The organism is Streptomyces sp. NPDC004266 (genome assembly GCF_042874095.1).
GTDB lineage: Bacteria > Actinomycetota > Actinomycetes > Streptomycetales > Streptomycetaceae > Streptomyces.
The window spans coordinates 149,957-172,568 of record NZ_JBIAMM010000013.1 but is presented as its reverse complement, the minus strand read 5'-3'; the positions used below and the strand labels follow the sequence as shown (position 1 = coordinate 172,568).

The 22,612-nt window shown below is 74.3% G+C and carries 17 protein-coding genes; 11 read left to right on the top strand and 6 right to left on the bottom strand.

Going from position 1 to position 22,612, the window contains the following annotated elements:
• Window positions 1–11 precede the first annotated feature (11 nt).
• Complete coding sequence (locus tag ACFYUZ_RS28545) at window positions 12–827, bottom strand: pentapeptide repeat-containing protein (RefSeq protein ID WP_389313939.1); 816 nt, start codon at window positions 825–827, stop codon at window positions 12–14.
• Between the two features lie 179 nt (window positions 828–1,006).
• Here ACFYUZ_RS28545 and ACFYUZ_RS28540 point away from each other — a divergent pair, with 179 nt between their 5' ends.
• On the top strand, window positions 1,007–2,527 hold the full coding sequence (locus ACFYUZ_RS28540; RefSeq protein WP_389313937.1) for an alpha/beta fold hydrolase: 1,521 nt from the start codon (window positions 1,007–1,009) through the stop codon (window positions 2,525–2,527).
• Window positions 2,528–2,548: 21 nt separating this feature from the next.
• Here ACFYUZ_RS28540 and ACFYUZ_RS28535 read toward each other — a convergent pair whose 3' ends face one another.
• On the bottom strand, window positions 2,549–4,228 hold the full coding sequence (locus ACFYUZ_RS28535) for an acyl-CoA synthetase (RefSeq protein WP_389313935.1): 1,680 nt from the start codon (window positions 4,226–4,228) through the stop codon (window positions 2,549–2,551).
• Between the two features lie 172 nt (window positions 4,229–4,400).
• On the opposite strand from ACFYUZ_RS28535, the gene ACFYUZ_RS28530 reads away from it, so the two are divergent.
• The 7 genes from ACFYUZ_RS28530 to ACFYUZ_RS28500 all read left to right on the top strand — a co-directional run bounded on the left by ACFYUZ_RS28530 (window position 4,401) and on the right by ACFYUZ_RS28500 (window position 10,191).
• On the top strand, window positions 4,401–5,201 hold the full coding sequence (locus ACFYUZ_RS28530; protein ID WP_389313933.1) for a crotonase/enoyl-CoA hydratase family protein: 801 nt from the start codon (window positions 4,401–4,403) through the stop codon (window positions 5,199–5,201).
• 165 nt (window positions 5,202–5,366) lie between these two features.
• A complete protein-coding gene (locus ACFYUZ_RS28525) occupies window positions 5,367–6,329 on the top strand; it encodes a Zn-ribbon domain-containing OB-fold protein (protein WP_389313931.1) in 963 nt (320 codons plus the stop codon).
• The gene (locus ACFYUZ_RS28520; protein WP_389313930.1) at window positions 6,326–7,381 is read left to right on the top strand and encodes a thiolase domain-containing protein; all 1,056 of its coding nucleotides are present in this window, start codon (window positions 6,326–6,328) and stop codon (window positions 7,379–7,381) included. The genes ACFYUZ_RS28525 and ACFYUZ_RS28520 overlap by 4 nt, the downstream gene beginning before the upstream one ends.
• Entirely contained in the window at window positions 7,371–8,540 is a 1,170-nt protein-coding gene (locus ACFYUZ_RS28515) for a thiolase domain-containing protein (RefSeq protein ID WP_389313928.1), read from the top strand. The genes ACFYUZ_RS28520 and ACFYUZ_RS28515 overlap by 11 nt, the downstream gene beginning before the upstream one ends.
• A 30-nt stretch (window positions 8,541–8,570) precedes the next feature.
• Window positions 8,571–8,990: an ACT domain-containing protein gene (locus ACFYUZ_RS28510; protein WP_389313926.1), complete on the top strand. Its 420-nt coding sequence runs from the start codon at window positions 8,571–8,573 to the stop codon at window positions 8,988–8,990.
• A gap of 320 nt (window positions 8,991–9,310) precedes the next feature.
• The gene (locus ACFYUZ_RS28505; RefSeq protein WP_030688984.1) at window positions 9,311–9,811 is read left to right on the top strand and encodes a hypothetical protein; all 501 of its coding nucleotides are present in this window, start codon (window positions 9,311–9,313) and stop codon (window positions 9,809–9,811) included.
• Between the two features lie 14 nt (window positions 9,812–9,825).
• On the top strand, window positions 9,826–10,191 hold the full coding sequence (locus tag ACFYUZ_RS28500) for an RNA-binding S4 domain-containing protein (RefSeq protein ID WP_030688986.1): 366 nt from the start codon (window positions 9,826–9,828) through the stop codon (window positions 10,189–10,191).
• A gap of 102 nt (window positions 10,192–10,293) precedes the next feature.
• Here the strand turns inward: ACFYUZ_RS28500 and ACFYUZ_RS28495 are convergent, their stop codons facing one another.
• From ACFYUZ_RS28495 to ACFYUZ_RS28485, 3 genes are all read right to left on the bottom strand, one after another.
• Window positions 10,294–12,492: a germacradienol/geosmin synthase gene (locus tag ACFYUZ_RS28495; protein WP_389313924.1), complete on the bottom strand. Its 2,199-nt coding sequence runs from the start codon at window positions 12,490–12,492 to the stop codon at window positions 10,294–10,296.
• A gap of 160 nt (window positions 12,493–12,652) precedes the next feature.
• Window positions 12,653–14,572, bottom strand: coding sequence for an N-acetylmuramoyl-L-alanine amidase (locus ACFYUZ_RS28490; protein ID WP_389313922.1), 1,920 nt, complete (start codon window positions 14,570–14,572; stop codon window positions 12,653–12,655).
• A 376-nt stretch (window positions 14,573–14,948) separates the two neighbouring features.
• Window positions 14,949–16,076 (bottom strand): aminoglycoside phosphotransferase family protein, encoded by a 1,128-nt coding sequence (locus tag ACFYUZ_RS28485; protein WP_389313920.1) that lies wholly within the window; start codon window positions 16,074–16,076, stop codon window positions 14,949–14,951.
• Between the two features lie 233 nt (window positions 16,077–16,309).
• Here ACFYUZ_RS28485 and ACFYUZ_RS28480 point away from each other — a divergent pair, with 233 nt between their 5' ends.
• On the top strand, window positions 16,310–17,800 hold the full coding sequence (locus ACFYUZ_RS28480; protein WP_389313918.1) for a hypothetical protein: 1,491 nt from the start codon (window positions 16,310–16,312) through the stop codon (window positions 17,798–17,800).
• Window positions 17,801–17,983: 183 nt separating this feature from the next.
• Here the strand turns inward: ACFYUZ_RS28480 and ACFYUZ_RS28475 are convergent, their stop codons facing one another.
• Complete coding sequence (locus ACFYUZ_RS28475; protein WP_389313916.1) at window positions 17,984–19,468, bottom strand: PP2C family protein-serine/threonine phosphatase; 1,485 nt, start codon at window positions 19,466–19,468, stop codon at window positions 17,984–17,986.
• 425 nt (window positions 19,469–19,893) lie between these two features.
• Here ACFYUZ_RS28475 and ACFYUZ_RS28470 point away from each other — a divergent pair, with 425 nt between their 5' ends.
• A complete protein-coding gene (locus tag ACFYUZ_RS28470) occupies window positions 19,894–21,144 on the top strand; it encodes a hypothetical protein (RefSeq protein ID WP_389314122.1) in 1,251 nt (416 codons plus the stop codon).
• Window positions 21,145–21,293: 149 nt separating this feature from the next.
• Window positions 21,294–22,502 (top strand): pyridoxal-phosphate dependent enzyme, encoded by a 1,209-nt coding sequence (locus ACFYUZ_RS28465; RefSeq protein ID WP_389313914.1) that lies wholly within the window; start codon window positions 21,294–21,296, stop codon window positions 22,500–22,502.
• Window positions 22,503–22,612 lie beyond the last annotated feature (110 nt).

The following is a 22,612-nucleotide window of genomic DNA, read 5'->3' as shown; positions in this document are numbered from 1 at the left end:
TGTCTTTCGGATCAGGCCGTCCAGTGCGCGGGGCGGTCGAAGCCCTCCGGGAGGCGGGTCGTCGCGTTCCCGCGCGCCGAGTTCAGCTGGGGCTGCGTCAGGAACAGCGCGCCGGTCAGGTCCGCGCCCGACAGGTCGGCGTCCCGCAGGTCGGCGCCGATCAGGTCCGTGAGCGACAGGTCCGCCCCCGTCAGGTCGGCCGCGATGAGCAGCGCCCCGCGCAGGTCCGTGCCCCGCAGCTTCGCCCCGCGCAGCCGCTTGCCGATCAGGTCCGCCCCCCGCCGGCTCTTCGGCCGTCCGCCGGCCGTGGCGCGGACCAGCTCGCTCGTCCTGAGGAGCAGCGGATTGACCTCGGCGCGCACCGCGGCCACGTCCAGCTTCTCCAGGGCCTCCGGCGTGCCCCCGGCGAGCTCCTCGACCCGGGCCAGCGCGGCCCGCAGCCCGGCGTGGACGGGGCGGGCCGTCCGCAGCGCCAGGGCCTCCGTGAGGTAGCGCAGCAGCTCGTGCAGCTGGCGCACCACCGGGAACACCTCGTACATCTGCCGGGCCGTCTCCGGAGCCTCGCGCCAGGACACGCCGCCGAAGGTCACCTGGGAGACCCGCTGGCCCGCGCCGAAGCAGTCGTACACCGTGCAGCCCTGGAAACCGCTCGGCCGCAGCCTGGTGTGGATCCCGCAGCGGAAGTCCTCCTGGAGGTTCCGGCAGGGCTCGCCCGACGACTTGTTCACGGCGAAGTCGGCCGACTTGGCGAAGGGCAGCGCCACGCAGCACAAGCCGAAACAGTTCGCGCAGTCGCCGCGCAGTGCGGATTCCCGGGTGTCGGGCACGGTGGAACGATTCCTTCGCGGTTCGGGGACGGTCCCCCACCGTATCGCGCCCCGGCCACCGCACGGCCTGCCCGGCGCTGTGACCTCGTGCTTCGTGACCGTGCTTCGTCGTCGTGCCGCGTCGCGCCCTCGGCGAAACCGATTGCGATGATCCACCGGCGCCGGTGAGGATCGTCGGCATGCCGACGTTCACGACATATGACGGGACCGAACTCGCCTACCGCGTCCAGGGGGAGGGGGAGCCGCTCGTGTGCCTGGCGGGCGGGCCGATGCGTGACGCCGGTTACCTCGGGGACCTCGGCGGACTCGCCGCCCACCGCGCCCTCGTCCTGCTCGACGCCCGCGGCACCGGGGCGAGCGCCGAGCCCGCTGACCCCGGCACGTACCGCTGCGACCGGCAGGTCGGCGACGTCGAGGCCCTCCGCGCCCACCTCGGCCTGGACCGGATCGACCTCCTCGGCCACTCGGCGGCCGGCAACCTCGCCGTCCTGTACGCCGCCGCCCACCCCGAGCGGATCCGCTCCCTCGTCCTCGTCACCTCCCTCGGACGCGCCCTCGGCGTCGGGACCACGGACGAGGAGTGGGACAAGGCCGTCGAGGTCTTCGCCGACCGGCCCTGGTACCCGGAGGCCAAGGCCGCCCTGGACACCATCGGCCCGGACACCCCGCTGCGGCGCGTCCACGAGATCACCGCCCCCTTCGCCTACGGGCGCTGGGACGCCGCCGCCCGGGAGCACGCGGCGGCCAACGGGCGGGAGACGAACTGGGAGGCCGCGTCCGCCTACCACGGCGAGGGCGCCTACGACCCCGCGGCGACCCGCCGCGCGCTCGGCGCGCTCACCGCGCCGGTCCTGATCGTGGCGGGCGAGCACGACGCGGGCCCGACGCCCGCGAAGGCGGCCGAGGCGGCGGCCTTCTTCCCGCACGCGGAGCTCGTCGTCCAGCCGGGCGCCGGACACCACCCCTGGGTCGACGACGCCGACGCCTTCGCCCGCGCGGTCGCCGCCTTCCTCGACCCGGCCGTGCGCACGGTCGCCGTGGACGGCGTACGCCTCGCCTACCGGGTCGCGGGAGCCGAGGACGCCCGGCCCGTCGTCCTCGTCCACGGCCGCGGCGAGAACAGCACGACCTGGACGGAGGTCATCGAGGACCTGGCCGTCGACCACCGGGTGTACGCGGTCGACCTGCGCGGCCACGGACTCAGCGACCGGCCGGGCCGCTACGGCTTCGAGGACTTCCGCGACGAGCTCGGCGGCTTCGTCAAGGCCCTCGGTCTCGCCGGAGCCGACGTCGTCGCCCACTCGATGGGCGCCGGCGCCGCGCACCTCCTCGCCCAGCGCGAACCCGGGCTCGTCGGCCGCCTCGTCCTGGAGGAGGCACCGGCCTTCGTCCCGCTCGACCCGCCGCGTCCGGTGGCCGAGCGTCCCGAAGGGCCCCTCGCCTTCGACTGGGACATCGTCCCGGCCACCGACGCCCAGCTGAACGCCCCCGACCCGGCCTGGCGCGAGGGGCTCGCCGCGATCACGGCCCCCACCCTCGTCATCGCCGGCGGCCCGACCAGCCACGTCCCCCAGGACCAGCTGTCCGGCCTCGCCGACCGCATCCCGGACGCCCGCCTCGTCACGATCGGGGCCGGCCACCTCGTCCACGAGACCCGACCGGCCGAATTCCTGGCCGCCATAAGGCAGTTCGGGATCTAGGGCCCCCGTGCACCGCTGACCTCAGGGGGTCTCCGCGTCCGCCTCCACCGCCACCGCGCGGGCCCAGCGGTAGTCGGCCTTGCCGCTGGGGGAGCGCTGGATGCGGTCGGTGAGCACCAGCTGGCGGGGGACCTTGTAGCCCGCCAGCTGCTGCCGGCAGTGGGTCTGGAGGGACTCCAGGTCCAGCGGCGCGGCGTCCGGGCGGAGCTGGACGACCGCGGCGACGTGGTTGCCCCAGCGGGCGTCGGGGACACCGGCGACCAGCGCGTCGTACACGTCGGGGTGGGACTTCAGGGCCTGCTCCACCTCCTCCGGATAGACCTTCTCGCCCCCGGTGTTGATGCACTGCGAGCCGCGGCCCAGGACGGTGACCACCCCGCTCCCGTCGACGGTCGCCATGTCGCCGAGCAGCACCCACCGCACCCCGTCCCGCTCGAAGAAGGTCTCGGCGGTCTTGACCGGGTCGTTGTAGTAGCCGAGCGGGACGTGGCCGCGCTGGGCGAGGCGACCGGTCTCGCCCGGCGCGACGGGGGCACGGGTCGCCGGGTCCACGACCTGGGTGCGTTCGTTGACGTGCAGCCGGAAGCCCTTGGCCGGGCCGGAGTCGTCGGTGGCGCGCCCGTTGGAACCGGACTCGGTGGAGCCGAAGTTGTTGAGCAGCAGGACGTTCGGCATGAGCTCCTGGAGCTCGGCCCGTACCGTCTCGGACATGATCGCCCCGGAGGAGGAGAGGCTGAAGAGGGCGGACAGGTCCGTGCCCTTGAGCGGTCCGCGCAGCGCGTCCACGAGCGGGCGCAGCATCGCGTCCCCGACCAGGGAGATGCTGGACACCTTCTCCTTCTCCAGGGTGCGCAGCACCTCCTCGGGCACGTACTTGCGGTGCAGGACGACCCGCTGCCCGTAGTTGAGGGCGATGAAGGCGGTCAGGGTGGAGGTGCCGTGCATGAGGGGCGGCGCGGGGAAGAAGGTGATGCCGGCGCCGCCGGCCGCGACCCGCTCCGCCAGCTCCTCGGGACGCTTCACGGGCTCGCCGGAGGGGTCGCCGCCGAAGAGGCCCGCGAAGAAGAGGTCCTCCTGGCGCCACAGGACGCCCTTGGGCATGCCGGTGGTGCCGCCGGTGTAGATGACGAACAGGTCGTCGGGGGAGCGGGGGGCGAAGCCGCGCTCCGGTGAACCGGAGGCCTCCGCCTCGGTGAACGCCACGCAGTCGAGCGCCGGGGCGTCCTCGAAATCGATCCCGCGCTGCGCAGCAGCTCCTTGAGGGGCGGTCGTCGGGCGACGGGCGGGCCCCACCCGGATGAGGTGCCGCAGCTTCTCCGTCTGCGGCAGCGCCGCCGCGACCCGGCCGGTGAACTCGGCGTCGAAGACGAGGGCGGCCAGGTCGGCGTCCCGGTAGAGGTAGACGAGCTCCTCCTCCACGTACCGGTAGTTCACGTTGACCGGCACGATCCGCGCCTTCAGGCAGGCGAGGACGGTCTGCAGGTACTCGACGCCGTTGTACAGGTGGAGGCCGAGGTGCTCGCCGGGCCGGATGCCCGCGTCGATCAGGTGGTGCGCGATCCGGTTGGCGGCGGCGTCGAGCCCGGCGTAGGTGAGCCGCCGCTCCTCGCCCGTGCCGGGATGGTCGACGTACACCAGCGCCTCGCGGTCGGGGACCACGTCGACGACCGATTCGAACAGGTCGGCAAGGTTGTACTCCACCGTTCCTCCTGAGCCCGGTTCGCCGGTTCACATGGACGTGGCGGTCATTAGAGCGCCGACCGGTCACCGGGGGAAGGGGATGCGCAGAAGAATCTGACTGAGTGTCAGAAAACTATTGAACTGGACCCCCGGCTCCTGCAACCTGTTCCAGAACTGGAGACGGGAGACCCCCATGGGCGGCACCGAACACCTCAGCGTCCGGCGCGAAGGCGCCACGCTCGTCCTCACCTTGAACCGGCCCGAGGCCAAGAACGCCCTCTCGCTGCCGATGCTCGTCGGCCTGTACGACGGCTGGCTGGAGGCCGACGCCGACGACACCGTCCGCTCGGTCGTCCTCACCGGCGCGGGCGGTTCCTTCTGCGCCGGGATGGACCTCAAGGCCCTGGCCGGCAAGGGCATGGCGGGCGAGCGGTACCGGGACCGGCTGAAGGCCGACCCCGACCTGCACTGGAAGGCGATGCTCCGCCACCACCGCCCCCGCAAGCCCGTCATCGCGGCCGTCGAGGGCCACTGCGTCGCCGGCGGCACCGAGATCCTCCAGGGCACCGACATCAGGGTCGCCGCCGCCTCCGCCACCTTCGGCCTCTTCGAGGTCCGGCGGGGCCTCTTCCCCATCGGCGGCTCCACCGTCCGCCTGCCCCGCCAGATCGCCCGCACCCACGCCCTCGAGATGCTCCTCACCGGCCGCCCGTACAGCGCCGACGAGGCCGCCGCCATCGGCCTCGTCGGCCGCGTGGTCCCCGACGGCACCGCCCTGGACGCGGCCCTCGACATCGCCGAACGCATCAACGCCTGCGGGCCGCTCGCCGTCGAGGCCGTCAAGGCCTCCGTGTACGAGACGGCCGAGATGACCGAGACGGAGGGGCTCGCCGCCGAACTGAAGCGGGGGTGGCCGGTCTTCGACACGGCGGACGCGAAGGAGGGGGCGAGGGCGTTCGCGGAGAAGCGCGCACCGGTGTACCGCCGGGAGTGACCTCCCCGCCCCGCCCCTCCCCGTGACCGGGGGCTCCGCCCCAGGACCCCCGCCACCGGTCCGGGAAGGCGCGGGGCGGGGCGAAGGCCCCGCGCGGTGGCCCCCGCGCCGTGCCCGCCCGCGCCCCCGCACCAGCGCCCCCCACCCCACCCAAGGAGCCGTCCCATGACAGCCGTCACCCCACCGCCGGAGGCCCTCCGCGCGCCCCTCGTCGTCGAGTTCCCCTTCACCCGTTCCCTCGGCCCCGTCCAGTCCGCCTTCCTCACCGGGCTGCGCGAGCGCACCGTCCTCGGCGTGCGCACCGAGGCGGGCGAGGTGCTCGTCCCGCCCGTCGAGTACGACCCCGCGACCGCCGCCGAACTCCGCGACCTCGTCGAGGTCGCCCCCACCGGCACCGTCACCACCTGGGCCTGGAACCCCGAGCCCCGCCGCGGACAGCCCCTCGCGACCCCCTTCGCCTGGGTCCTCGTGCGTCTCGACGGCGCCGACACCGCCCTCCTCCACGCCCTCGACGCCCCCGGCCCCGAAGCCGTCCGCACCGGCCTACGGGTGCGGATCCGCTGGGCCGCCGAACGCTCCGGCGCGATCACGGACATCGCCTGCTTCGAACCGTACGAGAGCACCGAGGAGCACCGACCCGCCCCGCACGACGGACGGTTCGAGGACCCCGTGACCGGCATCGTCGCCCCCGCCCGCCTCGACTACACGTACAGTCCCGGCCGCGCCCAGACCCGCTACCTGCACGGGCTCGCCGAGCGCCGCACGGTCGGCGAGCGCTGCCCCTCCTGCGCCAAGGTGTACGTGCCTCCCCGCGGCGCCTGCCCCACCTGCGGCGTCGCCACCACCGACCGGGTCGAGGTCGGCCCCCGCGGCACCGTCACCACCTTCTGCATCGTCAACATCAAGGCGAAGAACCTCGACATCGAGGTGCCGTACGTCTACGCCCACATCGCCCTCGACGGCGCCGGGCTCGCCCTCCACGGGCGCATCGCCGGCATCCCGTACGACGAGGTCCGCATGGGCCTGCGCGTGGAACCCGTGTGGAGCGAGGACGGCCGCTACCCGGACCACTACCGGCCCACCGGCGAGCCCGACGCCGACTACGACACGTACAAGGAGCTGCTATGAGCCGGGACGTGGCGATCGTCGCCTTCGCCCAGAGCGACCACCGACGGCACACCGACGACCTCTCCGAGGTCGAGATGGTGATGCCCGTGCTGCACGAGGTGCAGCGGCGGACCGGTCTGAAGGCCGCCGACATCGGCTTCACCTGCTCCGGCTCCTCCGACTACCTCGCCGGGCGCGCCTTCTCCTTCACCATGGCCCTCGACGGCGTCGGCGCCTGGCCGCCGATCTCCGAGTCCCACGTCGAGACGGACGGCGCCTGGGCGCTCTACGAGGCCTGGGTGAAGCTCCTCACCGGCGAGGCCGACACGGCCCTCGTCTACTCCTACGGCAAGTCCTCGCCCGGCTCCGTCCGCGACGTCCTCACCCGTCAGCTCGACCCGTACTACCTCGCCCCGCTCTGGCCCGACTCCGTCGCCCTCGCCGCCCTCCAGGCCCAGGCCCTCGTCGACGCCGGGGACACCGACGAACCGGCCCTCGCCGCGATCGCCGCCCGCAGCCGCGAGGACGCGAGGACCAACCCCCACGCCCAGCTGCCCGGCGCCCGCCCCCAGGGCGGATACGCCGTCCAGCCCCTCCGCACGGGCGACTGCCCGCCCATCGGCGACGGCGCCGCCGCCGTGATCCTGGCCGCCGGCGACCGGGCCCGCGAGCTGTGCGAGCGCCCCGCCTGGATCCGGGGCATGGACCACCGGATCGAGGCCCACTCCCTCGGCGTCCGCGACCTCACCGACTCGCCCTCCACCCGCCTCGCCGCCGAGCGTGCCGGAGCCTTCGAACGGCCCGCCGACACCGCCGAACTCCACGCCCCCTTCACCTCCCAGGAGGTCGTCCTCAGGAAGGCCCTCCGCCTCGACGACAGCGTGCGGATCAACCCCTCCGGCGGCGCCCTCGCCGCCAACCCCGTCATGGCCGCGGGACTGATCCGGCTCGGCGAGGCCGCCGCCCGCGTCCACCGCGGCGAGTCCGACCGCGCCCTCGCCCACGCGACTTCCGGCCCCTGCCTCCAGCAGAACCTCGTCGCCGTCCTGGAAGGGGAGACCCATGCCCGGTAAAGAGCCCGTCGCCGTCGTCGGCGTCGGCCAGACCAAGCACGTCGCCGCCCGCGGGGACGTCTCCATCGCCGGACTGGTCCGCGAGGCCGCCGTCCGCGCCCTGGAGGACGCCGAGCTGACCTGGGCGGACATCGACGCCGTCGTCATCGGCAAGGCCCCCGACTTCTTCGAGGGCGTCATGATGCCGGAGCTGTACCTCGCCGACGCCCTCGGCGCGGTCGGCAAGCCCATGCTCCGGGTCCACACGGCCGGATCGGTCGGCGGCTCCACCGCCCTCGTCGCCGCCAACCTGGTCTCCGCGCGCGTGCACCGGACCGTCCTCACCCTCGCCTTCGAGAAGCAGTCCGAGTCCAACGCCATGTGGGGCCTCTCCCTGCCCGTCCCCTTCCAGCAGCCCCTGCTCGCCGGCGCCGGAGGCTTCTTCGCCCCGCACGTGCGCGCGTACATGCGCCGCACCGGCGCCCCCGACACGATCGGCTCCCTCGTCGCGTACAAGGACCGGCGCAACGCCCTCAAGAACCCGTACGCCCACCTCCACGAGCACGGCCTCACCCTGGAGAAGGTCCAGGCCTCCCCGATGCTCTGGGACCCCATCCGCTACTCCGAGACCTGCCCCTCATCGGACGGCGCCTGCGCCATGGTCCTCACCGACCGGGCCGGGGCCGACCGCGCGCCACGGCCGCCCGCCTGGGTGCACGGCGGGGCGATGCGCAGCGAACCCACCCTCTTCGCGGGCAAGGACTTCGTCTCCCCGCGGGCCGGCCGGGACTGCGCCGCCGACGTCTACCGGCAGGCCGGCGTCACCGACCCCCGGCGGGAGATCGACGCCGTCGAGATGTACGTGCCGTTCTCCTGGTACGAACCCATGTGGCTGGAGAACCTGGGCTTCGCCGAGGAGGGCGAGGGCTGGAAGCTCACCGAGGCCGGGGTGACCGAGCTCGACGGCGACCTGCCCGTGAACCCCTCGGGCGGGGTCCTCTCCACCAACCCCATCGGAGCCTCCGGGATGATCCGCTTCGCCGAGGCCGCGCTCCAGGTGCGGGGGGAGGCCGGAGAGCACCAGGTCGAGGGCGCCCGCCGGGCCCTCGGCCACGCCTACGGAGGCGGCGCCCAGTTCTTCTCCATGTGGCTGATGGGGGACACCCCGCCCACCGGCTGAGCACCCGCGAGAAGGACTACCCTGGCCCGCGTGAACGCGGAACGCGACCTCACCCGGCTCCTCGCCGGGATGCGCCCGGAACTCGACCCCGGCCGCTACGTCTTCACCACGGTGGACGGCCCCACCCCGGCCGGGGTCGCCCCCGTCGTCACCGTCACCGAACCCGAGGGCCTCACCCTCGTCGTGTGGCAGGAGGAGGCGGACGCCGCCGGCCTCCCGTACGACTACGTGGCCGGACGGATCACGCTCCGGGTGCACTCCGCGCTCGACGGCGTCGGACTCACGGCGGCCGTCGCGGGCGAGCTCGCCGCCGCGGGCCTGAGCTGCAACGTGGTGGCCGGTTTCCACCACGACCACCTCTTCGTCGAACACGACCGCGCGGAAAGGGCGTTGGACCTCCTGAACGGCCTCTCGCGGCGCTCGGACGACTCGGCCGAACGGGGGAGATGAGGAAGGCGGGCGGCCCCGCCCCCCCCCGCACGGAGGCCATGCGTCCGGCCGCCCCGCCGGGAGCGCTTCCCCCGTCGGCCGCCCGTGTCGCGACCCCTCCGTGACGGGGGCGACACCCCACGTGACCGCCGGGTCCTCGGACCGCCGTACGTGTGAAGCTTCCGGAGGCCGTCGCCGACCGGCCCGGCCGGTCGGCGACGGCGCACGGGCCGGGCCGCGCCACCGGGTCCGGCCCGGGCCGGCGGCCCCGGCGAGCGCCGCCGCCCAGGGGCGGCCGCCCGGCGCGTCGCGCGGCGCGCCGGGGCACGTACCATGGCCGTATGTCCTTCCTCCGCCGCCGCAGCGCCGCCACACCCGCGGGCCCGGACTTCGACGTCCTGGCCATGGATCCGGGGGACTGGCCCGGCAATCTCGGCGCCGGTCTGCTGCCCGCGCCCGACGGTTCCTGTCAGGGCGTGTTCCTCCGCTACGACCTGTTCGGCGGCCGCGGACCCGCGATGATCATCGGTAACCTGCCCGAGGGCTCCCCGGCGCGCGAGCTCGCCGACGGCCAGATCCCCTTCGAGGTGGCGCAGCTCCTCGCCGCCCTGGAGAACGACGAGCCGGTCGAGGTCCTCGACACCGAGGACATGCCCGTCATGCAGGGCGACAACCTCCTCATCGTGCGCCGCCTCAAGCTCTCCGAGAGCCGCATCTCCTGCGTCCAGTTCGACCGCAGCGACAACGTCCTCGTGACGATCGCCAGTTGGGACCGGCCGATCACCGACGACCTGTACGCGCTGCTCAAGCCGCTGCCCGCCGAGCTGTTCCAGCAGGGCTGACGGGAGCCGGGCCGATGAGCGCGCGCGTCGACGCCTGGATCTGGGCGGTCCGCCTCACCAAGACCCGCTCCCAGGCCGCGGCCGCCTGCCGTGCCGGACACGTCAAGGTCAACGGCGAGCGGGTCAAGCCCGCCCAGGCCGTGAAGCCCGGCGACGAGGTCCGGATCTTCCACGGCGGCCGGGAGCGGATCGTCGAGATCAAGGAGCTCCACACCAAGCGGGTCGGCCCGCCGGTCGCCGTCGAGGCGTACGTGGACAACAGCCCGCCCCCGCCGCCGCGCGAGCACGTCGCCGTCGCCGCCGTGCGCGACCGGGGCGCGGGACGCCCCACCAAGCGCGAGCGCCGCGAGCTCGACGAACTGCGCGGCCGGCGCCCCTGAGGCGCGCCGGCGACGGGCGTCCCCGCGCCGCCCCGCCGAGCGCGCCCCTGATCCGACGGTCCGAAGGCCTCCGGGAACCCTCCCGGAGGCCTTCGGCGTACGTCAGCGGGAGCCTGCGCCGAGCAGCTCCGAGATCCGCGCCGCCGAGGTGCCGAGACCCGTCGGCCCGCGCCGCAGCAGAGCGCTGCCGCTGCCCGCGCGCACGTCCTCCGCGCCGTAACGCCGCACCTTCCGGTGCCAGTTGAGGATGCCCGCGAGCCAGTCCTCCAGCTCCCGCAGATACGCCTCGAAGGCCTCCCGCCCCGCCGCGTCGAGCCCGAACTCCTCGTACAGCAGCGGGACCTCACGCTGCTTCAGGTTCTCGTACTGGCGCAGCCGCCCCCGCATCAGGTCGTCGACCATCGACACCGCGGTCGGGTAGTCGCAGTCGAAGAACTTCTGGAGCACCAGAACGCCGTTGTGCACCTCGCCCTCGACCTCGATCTCCTTCTGGTACGAGAAGAGGTCGTTGACGAGCGTCCCGTAGTCCATGACCGAGTTCTCCAGGCTGCGCACCGTCCCCGACCGGAACAGCTCCGCCGGCAGCGCCGTGTCCTGCCGCAGCCGGCACAGCAGCATGGTCAGCTCGGAGCCGAAGGTGCTGCGGCGCATCTCGATGTAGTCGACCGGGTCGGGCACCCGGTGCTGCACCACGTTGTGCATCTCCCACATCCAGCTGTCGAGCATCACGTCGAGCGAGACCCGCAGCTGTGCCAGCGCCGGGGGCGCCATCGTGCCGGCGGTCCGCTCCCAGAGGTCGGCGAGCGAACGCTCCAGGGGGTTCACCGCGTGCGCCGCTCCCGCTGCGGGCTCGTCGAGCGGCATGCACGCCTTGAGCCGGTCGGTCTGCTCCTTCGCGCCGGCCAGGCCGCCCGTCCGTCCGAAGACGGCCGGGTAGTAGTCGTCCGCGTAGGTGCCCCAGGTCAGCCAGTCGGCGCTGAGCTCCAGGTCTTCCGGGGACGCGTCCGGATCGAGGCCCGCCGCGCACAGCGCGAGGTCGAAGCCCTCCGCCGTCGACCGGTCCCAGAGGTCGTCGAGGAGGCCCGTCCGCTCGGCCCAGTCCACCGTGTGCCGCGCGGCCCGCCGGTGGTGGGGGTTGATCGCGAGCGGGTACGGCAGGTCGAACTCGGGCAGCAGCGAGGGGCCCACGTGCTGGTGCGGCGCATGGGTGAACGCCCGGTGCCGGGCCGCCGCCGGACGCCCGAACAGGGTCCGGACGTCGAGCGCGGAGGTGCCGATGATCCCGTCCAGGTGAGAGGGCCCGCCGACCATGCCCTCGTTCATGTAGCGGCTGGAGCGCATGTGCCACTCGTGACCGCCGGACTGCCAGTCCTGGAGCCCCTTCGCGTACGCCGCGACCGCCGCGCACTCCTGGGGACTCAGCCCCTTCTCGGCGGCGAGCAGCGGCACTTCGGTGAGCGCGGTGTTCTCGAACTGCTGGACCCGCGAGGTCAGCAGGTCGTTGACGGCGTTCGCCGCCTCCTGGGTCGTGCAGCCGAGGAACCGCTCCAGGACGAGGACGCCGTTGCTGTTCTCGCCCTCCTCCTCCACCTCGCGCTGGTACGAGAAGAGGTCGTTGCGCAGGTGCACGGCGTCCGAGAAGGCGTCCCTGAGCACCCGCAGCGGCCGGGAGTACGCCACCTGGGCGGGGACCTCGGCCCCCGCCGCGTACTCCACGAGACCGGCCGACCAGGGCGCGCCGCCCACCTTGCGGCGCATCTCGATGTACTCCAGGGGGTTGGCGACCCGCCCGTCGTTGATGTTGTCGAGCTCCCACAGGGACTCGTAGAGCAGGTGCTCCGTCGCCTCCGCGAACCGCACCCGCCAGCCCTCGGACATCGACGGGACCGTCCGCCGCCAGAGGTCGGCGAGACCCGCCTCGACGGGGTTGGTGGGCTCGGGCACGCCGGTCGCCGGGTCCGCCGGCATGAACAGCGGGAGCCGGTCGAGGTACGCCTTGCTGCCGGCCCGGTCCTGGGTGCGTTTGAAGACCTCCAGGAAGTGGTCGTCGAAGAAGAAGACCCAGGTGTACCAGTCGGTGACGAGGTTCAGCGCCTCCTCGTCGCAGTCGGGATGGGTGTACGAGCAGAGCAGCGCGTAGTCGTGGGATTCGAGGTCGTGCTCCTCCCAGACCCCCGAGCCCTCCAGCATCCCCGTCTTCCGCGCCCAGTCACGCGTGTGGGTGCGGGCGGCCTCCACATGGGGATTGAGCCGTGCCGGATACGGAACATAGAAATCCGGCATAACGAAGGGCTGAGGCATTTCCTGGGTGGCCTTCCGGTGAGCTGGGGCAGTCGACCGGCCCAGCCTTACCCGTCGCCCGGACGGCACACGCGATCTCCCGAATAGTCGTATGAGCGCCGGAGAGGTGGTGCCGGACCCCACTGCCGGCACCACCCCGCACCTTTCGGCCAGACCTCCGTCAGCCCTGGGAAACCCGCACGTCAGCGGCCTTCACAAAGGCCACTCGATGGCCGAACTGGATCTGGTAGTACTCCTCCTGCCCCCGGACCACGGTGTGCCCGCTCGGATCGAACACCGGCGCGAAGTAGTACTCGCCCGGGGTGCTGCCCCCGACCACGTACCGCTGCCCCGCGAGCAGCCTGTACGGCAGCGGCGACACCGACTGCACCGGCACGCCCGCCGGATACGCCGAGGCCTCCGGATACGCCCGCCCGTACACCGGAACCTCCGCCAGCCCCTCCCGGGGCGTCAGGACCAGGCCCCGCGCGTTCACCGCCGTCGGCTCCTCCACCGGGTTCGAGAACCACGCCTTCTGTCCGAGGTACCAGACCGCCGTCCAGTCCCCCCGCCGCTCCGCCACCGCGAAGCTCTGCCCGGTCGAGGCCCGCGCCCCCGTGTCGTTGACGCCCGTGGTGGAGGCCTGCCCACCCGGCCGCAGACCGATGTCCTTCACCAGGGGCGCGTCGGCGCTCGGCGCGGTGTGCAGGCGCACCGCCCCGCTGCCGTGCGGCGCACACGCCTCCGCCGCCGTCACACAGCCCGTGTAGACCGGCCGGTGGGACTCGTAGTCGGGCCGGATCGTCACCACGCCCGCGTGCGGACCGGCGCTCGGCGTGACCGGACGGCCGAGCAGCCGGAAGTAGTGCGCCCAGTCCCAGTACGGGCCCGGGTCCGTGTGCATGCCCTTGATCGTGGAGGTCACCGTGCCCGGCACGTTGTCGTGACCGAGGACGTGCTGCCGGTCCAGCGGGATGCCGTACCGCGCGGCGACGTACCGCACCAGGCGCGCCGACGACCGGTACATCGCCTCCGTGTACCAGGAGTCCGGAGAGGTCAGGAAGCCCTCGTGCTCCAGACCCACCGACTTGGCGTTCACGAACCAGTTCCCCGCGTGCCAGGCCACGTCCTTCAGCGGCACGTGCTGGGCGATGTGCCCGTCGGAGGAGCGCAGCGAGTACTGCCAGGACACGTACGTCGGGTCCTGCACCAGCTTCAGGGTGGTCTTCCAGTCCGCCTCGGTGTCGTGGATCACGATGTAGTCGATCGACTGGGAGGCGGGCCGGTCCGCCTTGTCGTGGTTGCCGTAGTCGCCGTCGCCGAACTCCTCGTACGGCGCGGGGACCCACTCGCAGGCCACCGAGGCCGGGCACTCCACGGGCCCGGCGGCCGGCCGCCGCAGGCCCAGCGCCGACACCTGACCGGTGGCGGGCGCCACCGCCGGGTCGGCCGGCAGCGTCACCACCTGCCCGCTGTCCGTCGTCCGCGTCTGTCCGGTCCGGATCACGTCGAACACGTCGTTCGCGTACGTCGCCGCCGTCGCCGAGTCGTCCGCACCGGAGTACCGCGCCACCGCCCCGTACCAGTCGGCCGGGTCCGCGCTCGCCGGAAGGCCGGCCTCGCGCTGCGCCGCCGCGAGCAGCGCCGCCCCGCCCTCGATGTTCGCGGCCGGCACGGTGCGCAGCTCCTCGGCCGGGATCCCGGACAGCGCGGACGCCCGCTCCAGGGTCCGCAGCCGCTCGGGCAGCTCCTCGGGCGCGGGCACCGGGACGTCCCCGGTGGCGCGGGCGGGGCGGGAGGAGTCGCCCCGGGCGTCCTCCCCGCCCTCCGAGTGGTGCGGGGCGGTCCGGGCCAGTGCCGTCACCGCGTCCGTCAGGTGCATCGGCCCGTAGCCGCCGGTCACGCTGGGCGCACCGCCGTGGGCGTCCCACCGCGACTGCAGGTACGAGACGGCGAGCAGCACGCTCTCGGGCACGCCGTGCCGCTCGGCCGCCCGCGCGAACTGCCCCTGCAGGACACCCGCCTCGGGCACGTCGGCTCCGGCGGGCGGGGCGGCGGACAGCAGGGGAAACAGCAGGGCGGCGGACGCCAGGGCGCCCACCGCTCCCGGCACACGGATCGGCGAGGGACGTCTGCGCGACGCGGAACGGAGCAAGGCAGCCTCCAGAGGCAGGGGGTGACACGGGGGCGTGCGGGACCGAACCCGTACAGGGGTATCGGCTCCCGGACGTTCCGTCAATCACACTCGCACGAAAGGAAGTTCCCACGTCAGAGCGGGAATGGAGGCCATGCGGCGGAGTTTCGCCGAGACGGGTCCCGGGCCTGGGACGCGTCACTGGAGTGGACCAATGTAGGGTCCTCGTGACCAATGGAGGGCCCTCGTGGAGGGGCGCGGACAAGCCGATGCGCCGCGTCCCGGTGTGTCGGCACCGGGCGCACGGCGCACCGCCCCCGTGTGGTCGGCCGGACCCGCCCCTTCAGCGCGTCCCGACCGCCGCGCGCACGGCCCGCCGTGCCAGCGCGCAGTCGTCGTGCAGCCGCCTCAGCAGCAGCCGCTGTTCCTCGCCGGGCGCCAGCGCCCCCGAGGGCACCGGCACCGAGCCGGCCGGCGGAGCCTCCTTCATGGTGCGCTGCACCGCCGTCTCGTAGGTGCGGATCTCCCGCGTCAGCACGATCATCAGGTTCACCAGGAAGGCGTCCCGGGAGGCCGGGCCCGCCTGCTGGGCGAGCTGGCTGATCTGGCGCCGGGCCAGCGGCGCGTCACCGAGCACCGCCCACAGGGTCGCCAGGTCGTACCCGGGCAGGTACCAGCCCGCGTGCTCCCAGTCGACGAGCACGGGCCCGGCGGGGGAGAGCAGGATGTTGGAGAGCAGGGCGTCACCGTGACAGAACTGGCCCATCCCCTGACGGCCGCCCGCGTGCGCCAGACCGTGCAGCAGCTTCTGCAGGTCGTCCCGGTCCCGGTCGGTGAAGAGACCGAGCTCGTGGTAGCGCGCGATCCGGGCCCCGTAGTCCAGCGGGGCGTCGAAGGTCCCGGCCGGCGGCCGCCAGGCGTTGAGCCGGGCGATCGCACCGAGCGCCGCCCGTACGTCGGCCCGGGGCGGAGCCTCGACGGGGTGGCGCGAGAGCGCCGCCGCGCGCCCGGGCATCCGCTCGATCACCAGCGTGCAGTTCTCCGGATCCGCGGCGATCAGCCGCGGCGCCCGCACCGGGGGACGGTGACGGACGAAGGAGCGGTAGGAAGCTATCTCGTGCCGGAACCGCTCGACCCAGGCGGGGGAGTGGTCCAGTAAACACTTCGCGACCGCCGTCGTCCGCCCGGTCGTCCCGACGATCAGTACGGAACGGCCGCTGCGCCGCAGCACCTGCACCGGGTTGAACTCCGGGCAGATCCGGTGGACCGACGCGATCGCCATCTTCAGCTGCGCCCCCTGGGGGCCGGACAGATCGATTCTCCCGCTGACCGGCTGGGTACCGGTGCCGCCCGCCCAGCGCCTCGGCCGGACGGCCTGGGGGGCGGGGGCGAGGTACGGGCCGGCGCCTGCCGGGACGATGCGGTGCTGCGGCCGGGGCGGGGCGGACACGGAGGACGATGCTGTGTACATGGAGGTGACAGATCCCTTCGTGCGCCGACGAATTGCGTGCGTCGCCCCGCCCGCCCCCGGCCCGCACCCTGGGGAATGAGGGCCGGTCGGCGGAGCGGGGTGGCGCGTTCCTACCTGACACCCGCGTGCGGGTGGCGGAACATCTCGCGCACCCTGGCGAAGCCTGGCGAATTGTCGCCAGGCCTATGACAGGGGGCTACTGTCAACTCAGCCGAGAACCTGGGGGCTTAGACGTGACCGGACAAACCAACACCCGCCTGGCAGACCTGTTCGGCCTGGCCGGCTGGTCCAAGGGCGAACTCGCGAGGCTCGTCAACCGGCAGGCGGCGGCCATGGGCCACCCCCAGCTGGCGACCGACACCTCGCGGGTGCGGCGGTGGATCGACCGGGGCGAGACCCCGCGAGATCCCGTCCCCCGGGTGCTGGCAGCACTGTTCACCGAGCGACTCGGCCGTGTCGTGACCATCGAGGACCTCGGGTTCGTACGACACGGGCGTGCCGGAAAGAGGCAGGACGTCAGGAAGACGGAGAACCCTGACGGGCTGCCCTGGCCCCCCGATCGTGCGGCGGCGGTCCTCACCGAATTCACGGGAATGGACCTCATGCTCAACCGACGCGGCCTGGTGGGCGCGGGTGCCGCGCTTGCCGCCGGCTCCGTACTCAGCAACGCCATGCACGACTGGCTGCAGACCGACCCCGCACGCAAGGGCGTCGCCCAGCGGGCCACCGATCCCCTCCACGCCGACCCCGCCGGGTTCGACCGTTACGAGGCCGCCCCCATCGGGTCGGAGGAGATCGAGGCCCTGGAGCACTCCGTGGTGGTGTTCCGCGCCTGGGACGCCTCCCGGGGCGGCGGTCTCCAGCGCAAGGCGGTCGTGGGCCAGCTCAACGAGGTGGGCGGCATGCTCGCCTACCGCCACGCCGACCACCTCCAGCGGCGCCTGTGGGGCGTCGCCGCCAACCTCGCCGTCCTCGCCGGCTGGATGTCCCACGACGTCGGCCTCGAACCGACGGCGCAGAAGTACTTCGTCATCGCCGCCCACGCGGCCCGCGAGGGCGGCGACCGGCCCCGGGCCGGCGAGGCGCTGTCCCGGGCCGCCCGCCAGATGGTGCACCTGGGCCGGCCCGACGACGCCCTCGACCTGATGAAGCTCGCCAAGGTGGGCTCGGGCGAGCGGGTGCTGCCCCGCACCCAGGCCATGTTCCACACCATCGAGGCGTGGGCGCAGGCCTCCATGGGGCGGGGCCAGGCCATGCGGCGGACCCTCGGCGAGGCCGAGGACCTCTTCGTCTCCGACACGGGCGAGGAGAAGCCGGACTGGATGCAGAACTTCGACGAGGCCGACATGCACGGCATGCAGGCCCTCGCCTACCGCACCCTCGCCGAGCACGATCCGGCCGCGGCGATCCCCGCGCAGCGCCACGCCAAGCTGGCCCTCGAACTGCGGCACGGCGGGCACGAGCGCTCGAAGCTCTTCGACCACATCTCGCTCGCCTCGGCCTGCTTCATCGCCGACGACCCGGAGCAGGCCGACCGGTACGCCCGGCTCGCCCTCATGTCCATGGGGGACACCTCGTCCCACCGGACCTGGGACCGGCTGCGGGAGATGTACCGGCTCACCGGCCAGTACGCCGGCTACTCCAGCATCGAGACCCTGCGCGAGGAGATCGAACTGGCCCTCCCCAGGTCGCCCGTCAACCGCCCCAGGGTCGGGCAGGCCTGAGCCTCCCCGTCCCGAGGGGCGGAGAGGCCCGGGAGAGCTCGTCACGGGCCGGGACGGAGGGCTCGGGAAGGAGCGCGCCGTCAGCGGATGGGGCGGGCGGCACGGAAGGGCCTGTCAGCGGGTGGGACAGGAGACCGGAAGCGCCGGTCGGCGGGTGGCCCCCCGGCTCCGGCGCGGGTGGTCTCAGCCCCGGTGGGTGACCCGGACCACCATCACGCAGGCGTCGTCCTCGCGCGGCTCCTCGCCGAACTCCTCCACCACCGCGCGCACGCCGTCCTGCGCGTCCCGTGCCTCCGCGAGCCGGGGGCCGAGGGCGAGCAGTCGTCGCGTGCCCGTGTCGTCGTCCGGATCACCGCCCCGGGTCAGCCCGTCGGTGTGCAGGACCAGCAGGTCGCCCGGGAGCAGCCGGGTCTCGGCCTCGCCGTACACGGCGCCGGTCGTCGCCCCGAGCAGCACGCCCTCGGGCCGCCGGAGCGCGTGCCCCGTCCCGTCGCGGAAGAGCAGCGGGGCGGGGTGGCCCGCCTGCGCCCAGGTCAGGGTCTGGGCCACCGGGTCGTAGCGGCAGCACATCGCGCTGCCGAGCGCGGGCTGTACGGAGGTCTCCAGGAGCTGGTTGAGGTGGCCCATCAGCGCGGCGGGCCGGATGCCGGCGACGGCCATGCCGCGCAGCGCGCCGAGGAGCATGGCCATGGAGGAGGTCGCGGCGACCCCGTGGCCCGTCAGGTCGCCGACGGTCAGCAGCGCGTCCCCGTCGGGCAGGGCGAGCGCGTCGTACCAGTCGCCGCCGATCAGACCGGTGCTGGCGGCCGGCAGGTAGTGCGCGGCCACGTCGAGCGGGGCGGGCCCGTCGTGGGCGAAGCGGAGCGAGCCGCGCCAGGGCGGGAGGACCGCCTCCTGCAGCTCGACGGCGACCCGCCGCTCGGTGAGCTCGATGTGGCGGCTGCGTTCCAGGCTGTCCCGGCTCTCGCGGACGGCCCGCTCGCTGCGCCGCAGTTCGCTGACGTCGCGCAGGACGGCCCACATGGAGGCGGTGCAGCCGTCGGCGTCGAGCACGGGTTCGCCGGTCATGTGCACCGTGCGCACCCGGCCGTCGGTCCGTACGATCCGGAACTCGCCGTCGATCGGCTTCCCGTCGATCAGGCAGTCCGTCACCATGCTCTGCAGGACGGGCTGGTCCTCGGCGAAGACCATCGTGGGCATCTCGTCGAGCGACATCGGGCCGCTCTCGGGGGGCCGCCCGAAGATCTGGAACAGCTCCTCGGACCAGCTGACCTCGTCGGTGAGCAGGTTCCACTCGGCGCTGCCGACCCGGGAGAGCAGCGAGCCGGTCCGGGGCGGGGCGGCCACGCCGTACGCCGTGCCGGGGGCGGTCGCGAGCGCGGTGTCGGCGACGGCGTCGTCGCCCCCGATCCCGTCCTCCGGGACCGCGCTCGCCGGGACCCCGGCCCGGAGCTGGCCCAAGTGGGCGCCCAGATCGTCGAGTTGGTGCACCGCCAGGTCGCACAGGGCCCGCTGCCACCGCTGCTGGGGATCGTCCTCGTCCGCCACGGCGTCCCGGCGGACGGCATCCACCTCGCCGCGCAGGCGGCGGGTCTGTGAGATCAGCGCGTCCACCGCGCCCGGCTCCGGCGGCTGGGCGGGGCGGTCCGCGAACAGATGGGACGGCATGTCGTACTCCGATACAGGCGCGGCGCGGCCAGGTGTGGAAGGAGGCCCGTGGACGACTGTCGCACAGCCCGGGACGGCCTGTAAGGGATTTGGCAACACTCGATCCGGTGGTGCTTCTGGCATATGCCGAAGGCCCGGCGATTATCGGACAGGGCGCGACCCGTTACGGTGCTGGGGTGGTGAACGACGACGGAAACGGCACGGTGGGCGCGGGGACGACGGTCACGGGCGGGGCGGTGGCGGGCGGTTCGGACGCGCGTACGGAGGCGGGGGCGGGGATGTCGAACGGCCTTGCCCCCGGCGCTCGTGCGTCGGGCGCCGGCGCCCACGCCGTGACGAGCGGTCCGGGCGCCGGCGCGGTGGCGGGCGGTCCGGGGGCGGTGGCGGGCGGTCCCGGCGCGCGTGCGGAAGCGGGCGCGGAGGCCATGGGCGCGGTCGGCACCGCCGTCCTGCTCGCGGCCGCGCCCGCCGGCCGGGGCCGCGCGATGGACGCCGCCTCGGTGCTGCCGGTGCTCGCCGCCGTACCGCCCGGGGTCCTCACCGGCACCACGGCCGCCACGGTCGTCGAACTCGCCGATCCGCTCGACCCGCAGACCGTCCTCACCCGCCTCCGCGCGGCGGCCGCGAGCCCCGGCCCCCTGGTCGTCTGCCTCGCCGGCCAGCTCCACCTCGACCGCCGCCAGCAGCTGCCCCACCTCGCCCTCGCCCGCACCACGCCGGCGACCCTCCGCTACACCGCGCTGCCCTGGCACTGGCTCGCCGGCGAACTCGGCGTACGTCCCCCCGGCACCACGACCGTCGTCGCGGACCTCGCGGCCGACCCGGACGTCTGGCAGCGCCTCACCGCCGCGCCCGGACTGCTGCACCTGGGTCCCGGCCCCCTCCTCTACGGGCGCGTGGTGCCCGCCCCGCGCAGGGGCGAGCCCACGACCCCCGAGTACCTGCGCGCCCGCGCCGAACTCTGGCGTTCGGGAGCCCGGTTGACGCCGGCCGCGGCACACGCGGAGGCCGCCGCCCGGGCGGTGACGGTGACACCCGCGCCGGAACCGGTCTTCCTCACGCCCGGACTCGCCCCTCCACCGGCACCCGTGCCCGCCGCGCAGCCGGGGTCCGTTCCCGCCATGCGCCCGGGACCCGTTCCCGCCGCGCACCCGGCACCCCCGGTGGCACCCCGCCCCGCGCCCGCGCCCGTCCCCGTGACCCGCCCCGCCCCCCTGCCCGTGACGCCTCCCGCGCCCGTGCCCGCCGGTGCGGGCGGGCCGGTGGCCGCGGAGGACCCGCACCCCGCGATCCTCGCCGCCGCCAGGGCCGGACGGCACGGGGAGGCGGCGGCGGTGGCGGCCGCCTGGGAGCACGAGGCCCTGCGCCGCCACGGACCCCGGTCGATGGAGGCCGTGCACTGGACGGAGGTGCGGGCCGACCTCGCCCGCCTCGCCGGGGAACCGGCCCGCAGCTGCGAACTCTGGCTCGCCGCCGCCGAGTCCCGGCTCGGACTGGGCCAGCGGACGGACGACCCCGACGTCGAAGGGGCCGTCGACCGGGCCCACCACCAGTGGGAGCAGATCGGCGACCCCGACCGGGCCCGCGCCCTCGGCCCCACCCTGCTGGGCCTCCGCCGGCGGGTCCCGGGCCGTCGGCCCGGTGCGCTGGCCGCCCTCACCCGCCGCATGGGCTGACGGGACCGCACGGGGAACGAGCGGCGGCCGGCCCCTCGCGCACGCCCGCACGACGCGAAGGAGACGTACGGGCCGCCGTACGGCGCCGCCGGCCCCTCGCGCACGCCCGTACGACCGTCCGAGATCCCCGTCCCCGAAAGGCCCGACCCGTGACCTCGCTCGCCACCGCCCAGCGCTCGCTCGCCGACCCGTCCGTCCGCCACCCCCTGTGGCCGCCGCTCACCCGGGGCTGCCCCGTCACCTCGACCGAGGACGTCGCGTACCCCCTCGACATCGACTACGCCTACGACCGGGTCCCCGACGACCTGTTCACCCGCCCGGCCGCCCACGGACTCGAACGGTGGGCGCCGCTGCTGCCGCCCCTCGCCGCGCCCGGCCTGGGCGAGGGCAACACGCCCCTGGTCGAGCTCCCCGACGGCGTCTGGATCAAGGACGAGTCCCGCAATCCCACCTGGAGCCACAAGGACCGGCTCAACCGGGTCGCCGTCAGCGCCGCCGTCGCCTCGGGGGCACGGGGCGTCGTCGTCTCCTCGTCCGGAAACCACGGCGCGGCGGCCGCCGCCTACGCCGCCCGGGCCGGGCTCCCGTGCGCCGTCTTCACCTCCCCGTCCGCCCCGCCCGCCGTCGCCTCCCACCTCCGCGCCTACGGGGCGACCGTGCTGACCGTCCCGAGCGGGTCCGTGCGCCCCCTGATGCGCCGCATCGTCGACGAGCTCGGCTTCCAGAGCGTCAGCAGCGTCACGGACACCGCGCACACCGGGCACCCCTTCGGGCCCGAGGGCTACAAGACCCTCGCGTACGAGCTCGCGCTCGACCTCGGGCGCGCGCCGGCGGAGGTGTACCTCCCCACGGGCTACGGCGAGTTGCTCTTCGGCGTGGCCAAGGGCTTCCAGGAGCTCGCGCGGCTCGGCGTCACCGACTCCGTCCCCCGGGTGTACGCGGCCGAGCCCGCCGCGGCCGGCGCCCTCACCGAGGCCCTGCGCACAGGCCGGCCCGTCGCCCGCGTCCCCGTCGGGCCGACCGCCGCGTACGCCATCGACTGCGAGGTCAACAGCTACCGGGGCGTCCTCGCCGTACGGACCACCGGGGGAGCGGCCCGGACGGTGACCGACGGCCAGATGGCGGACGCGCGGGCGGAGTTGGCGGCACAGGGCATCTGGTGCGAGACGTCCTCCGCCGCCGGGCTCGCCGCCCTCCGCGCCCGCGGTGCGCGCGGGGCCGACGGCCCGGTGGTGTGCGTGGTCACCTCCAGCGGCTACAAGGACATCGCGACGGCGAAGGAGTCCTTCGCGCCGACGGCCCCGGACTGGGAGCCGATCAGGGCCGCTCTGACGACCCGTGAGGCCGGGGGGCGCTGAGGAGACCGCGCACCGCGTTCTCGGCCTCCGCGTTCTCGGCCTCCGCGTCCTCGTCGAGCAGGACCTCGCCCGCGAGCGCCGGGGCCCCGGTCGCGTGGGGGTACGGGGCC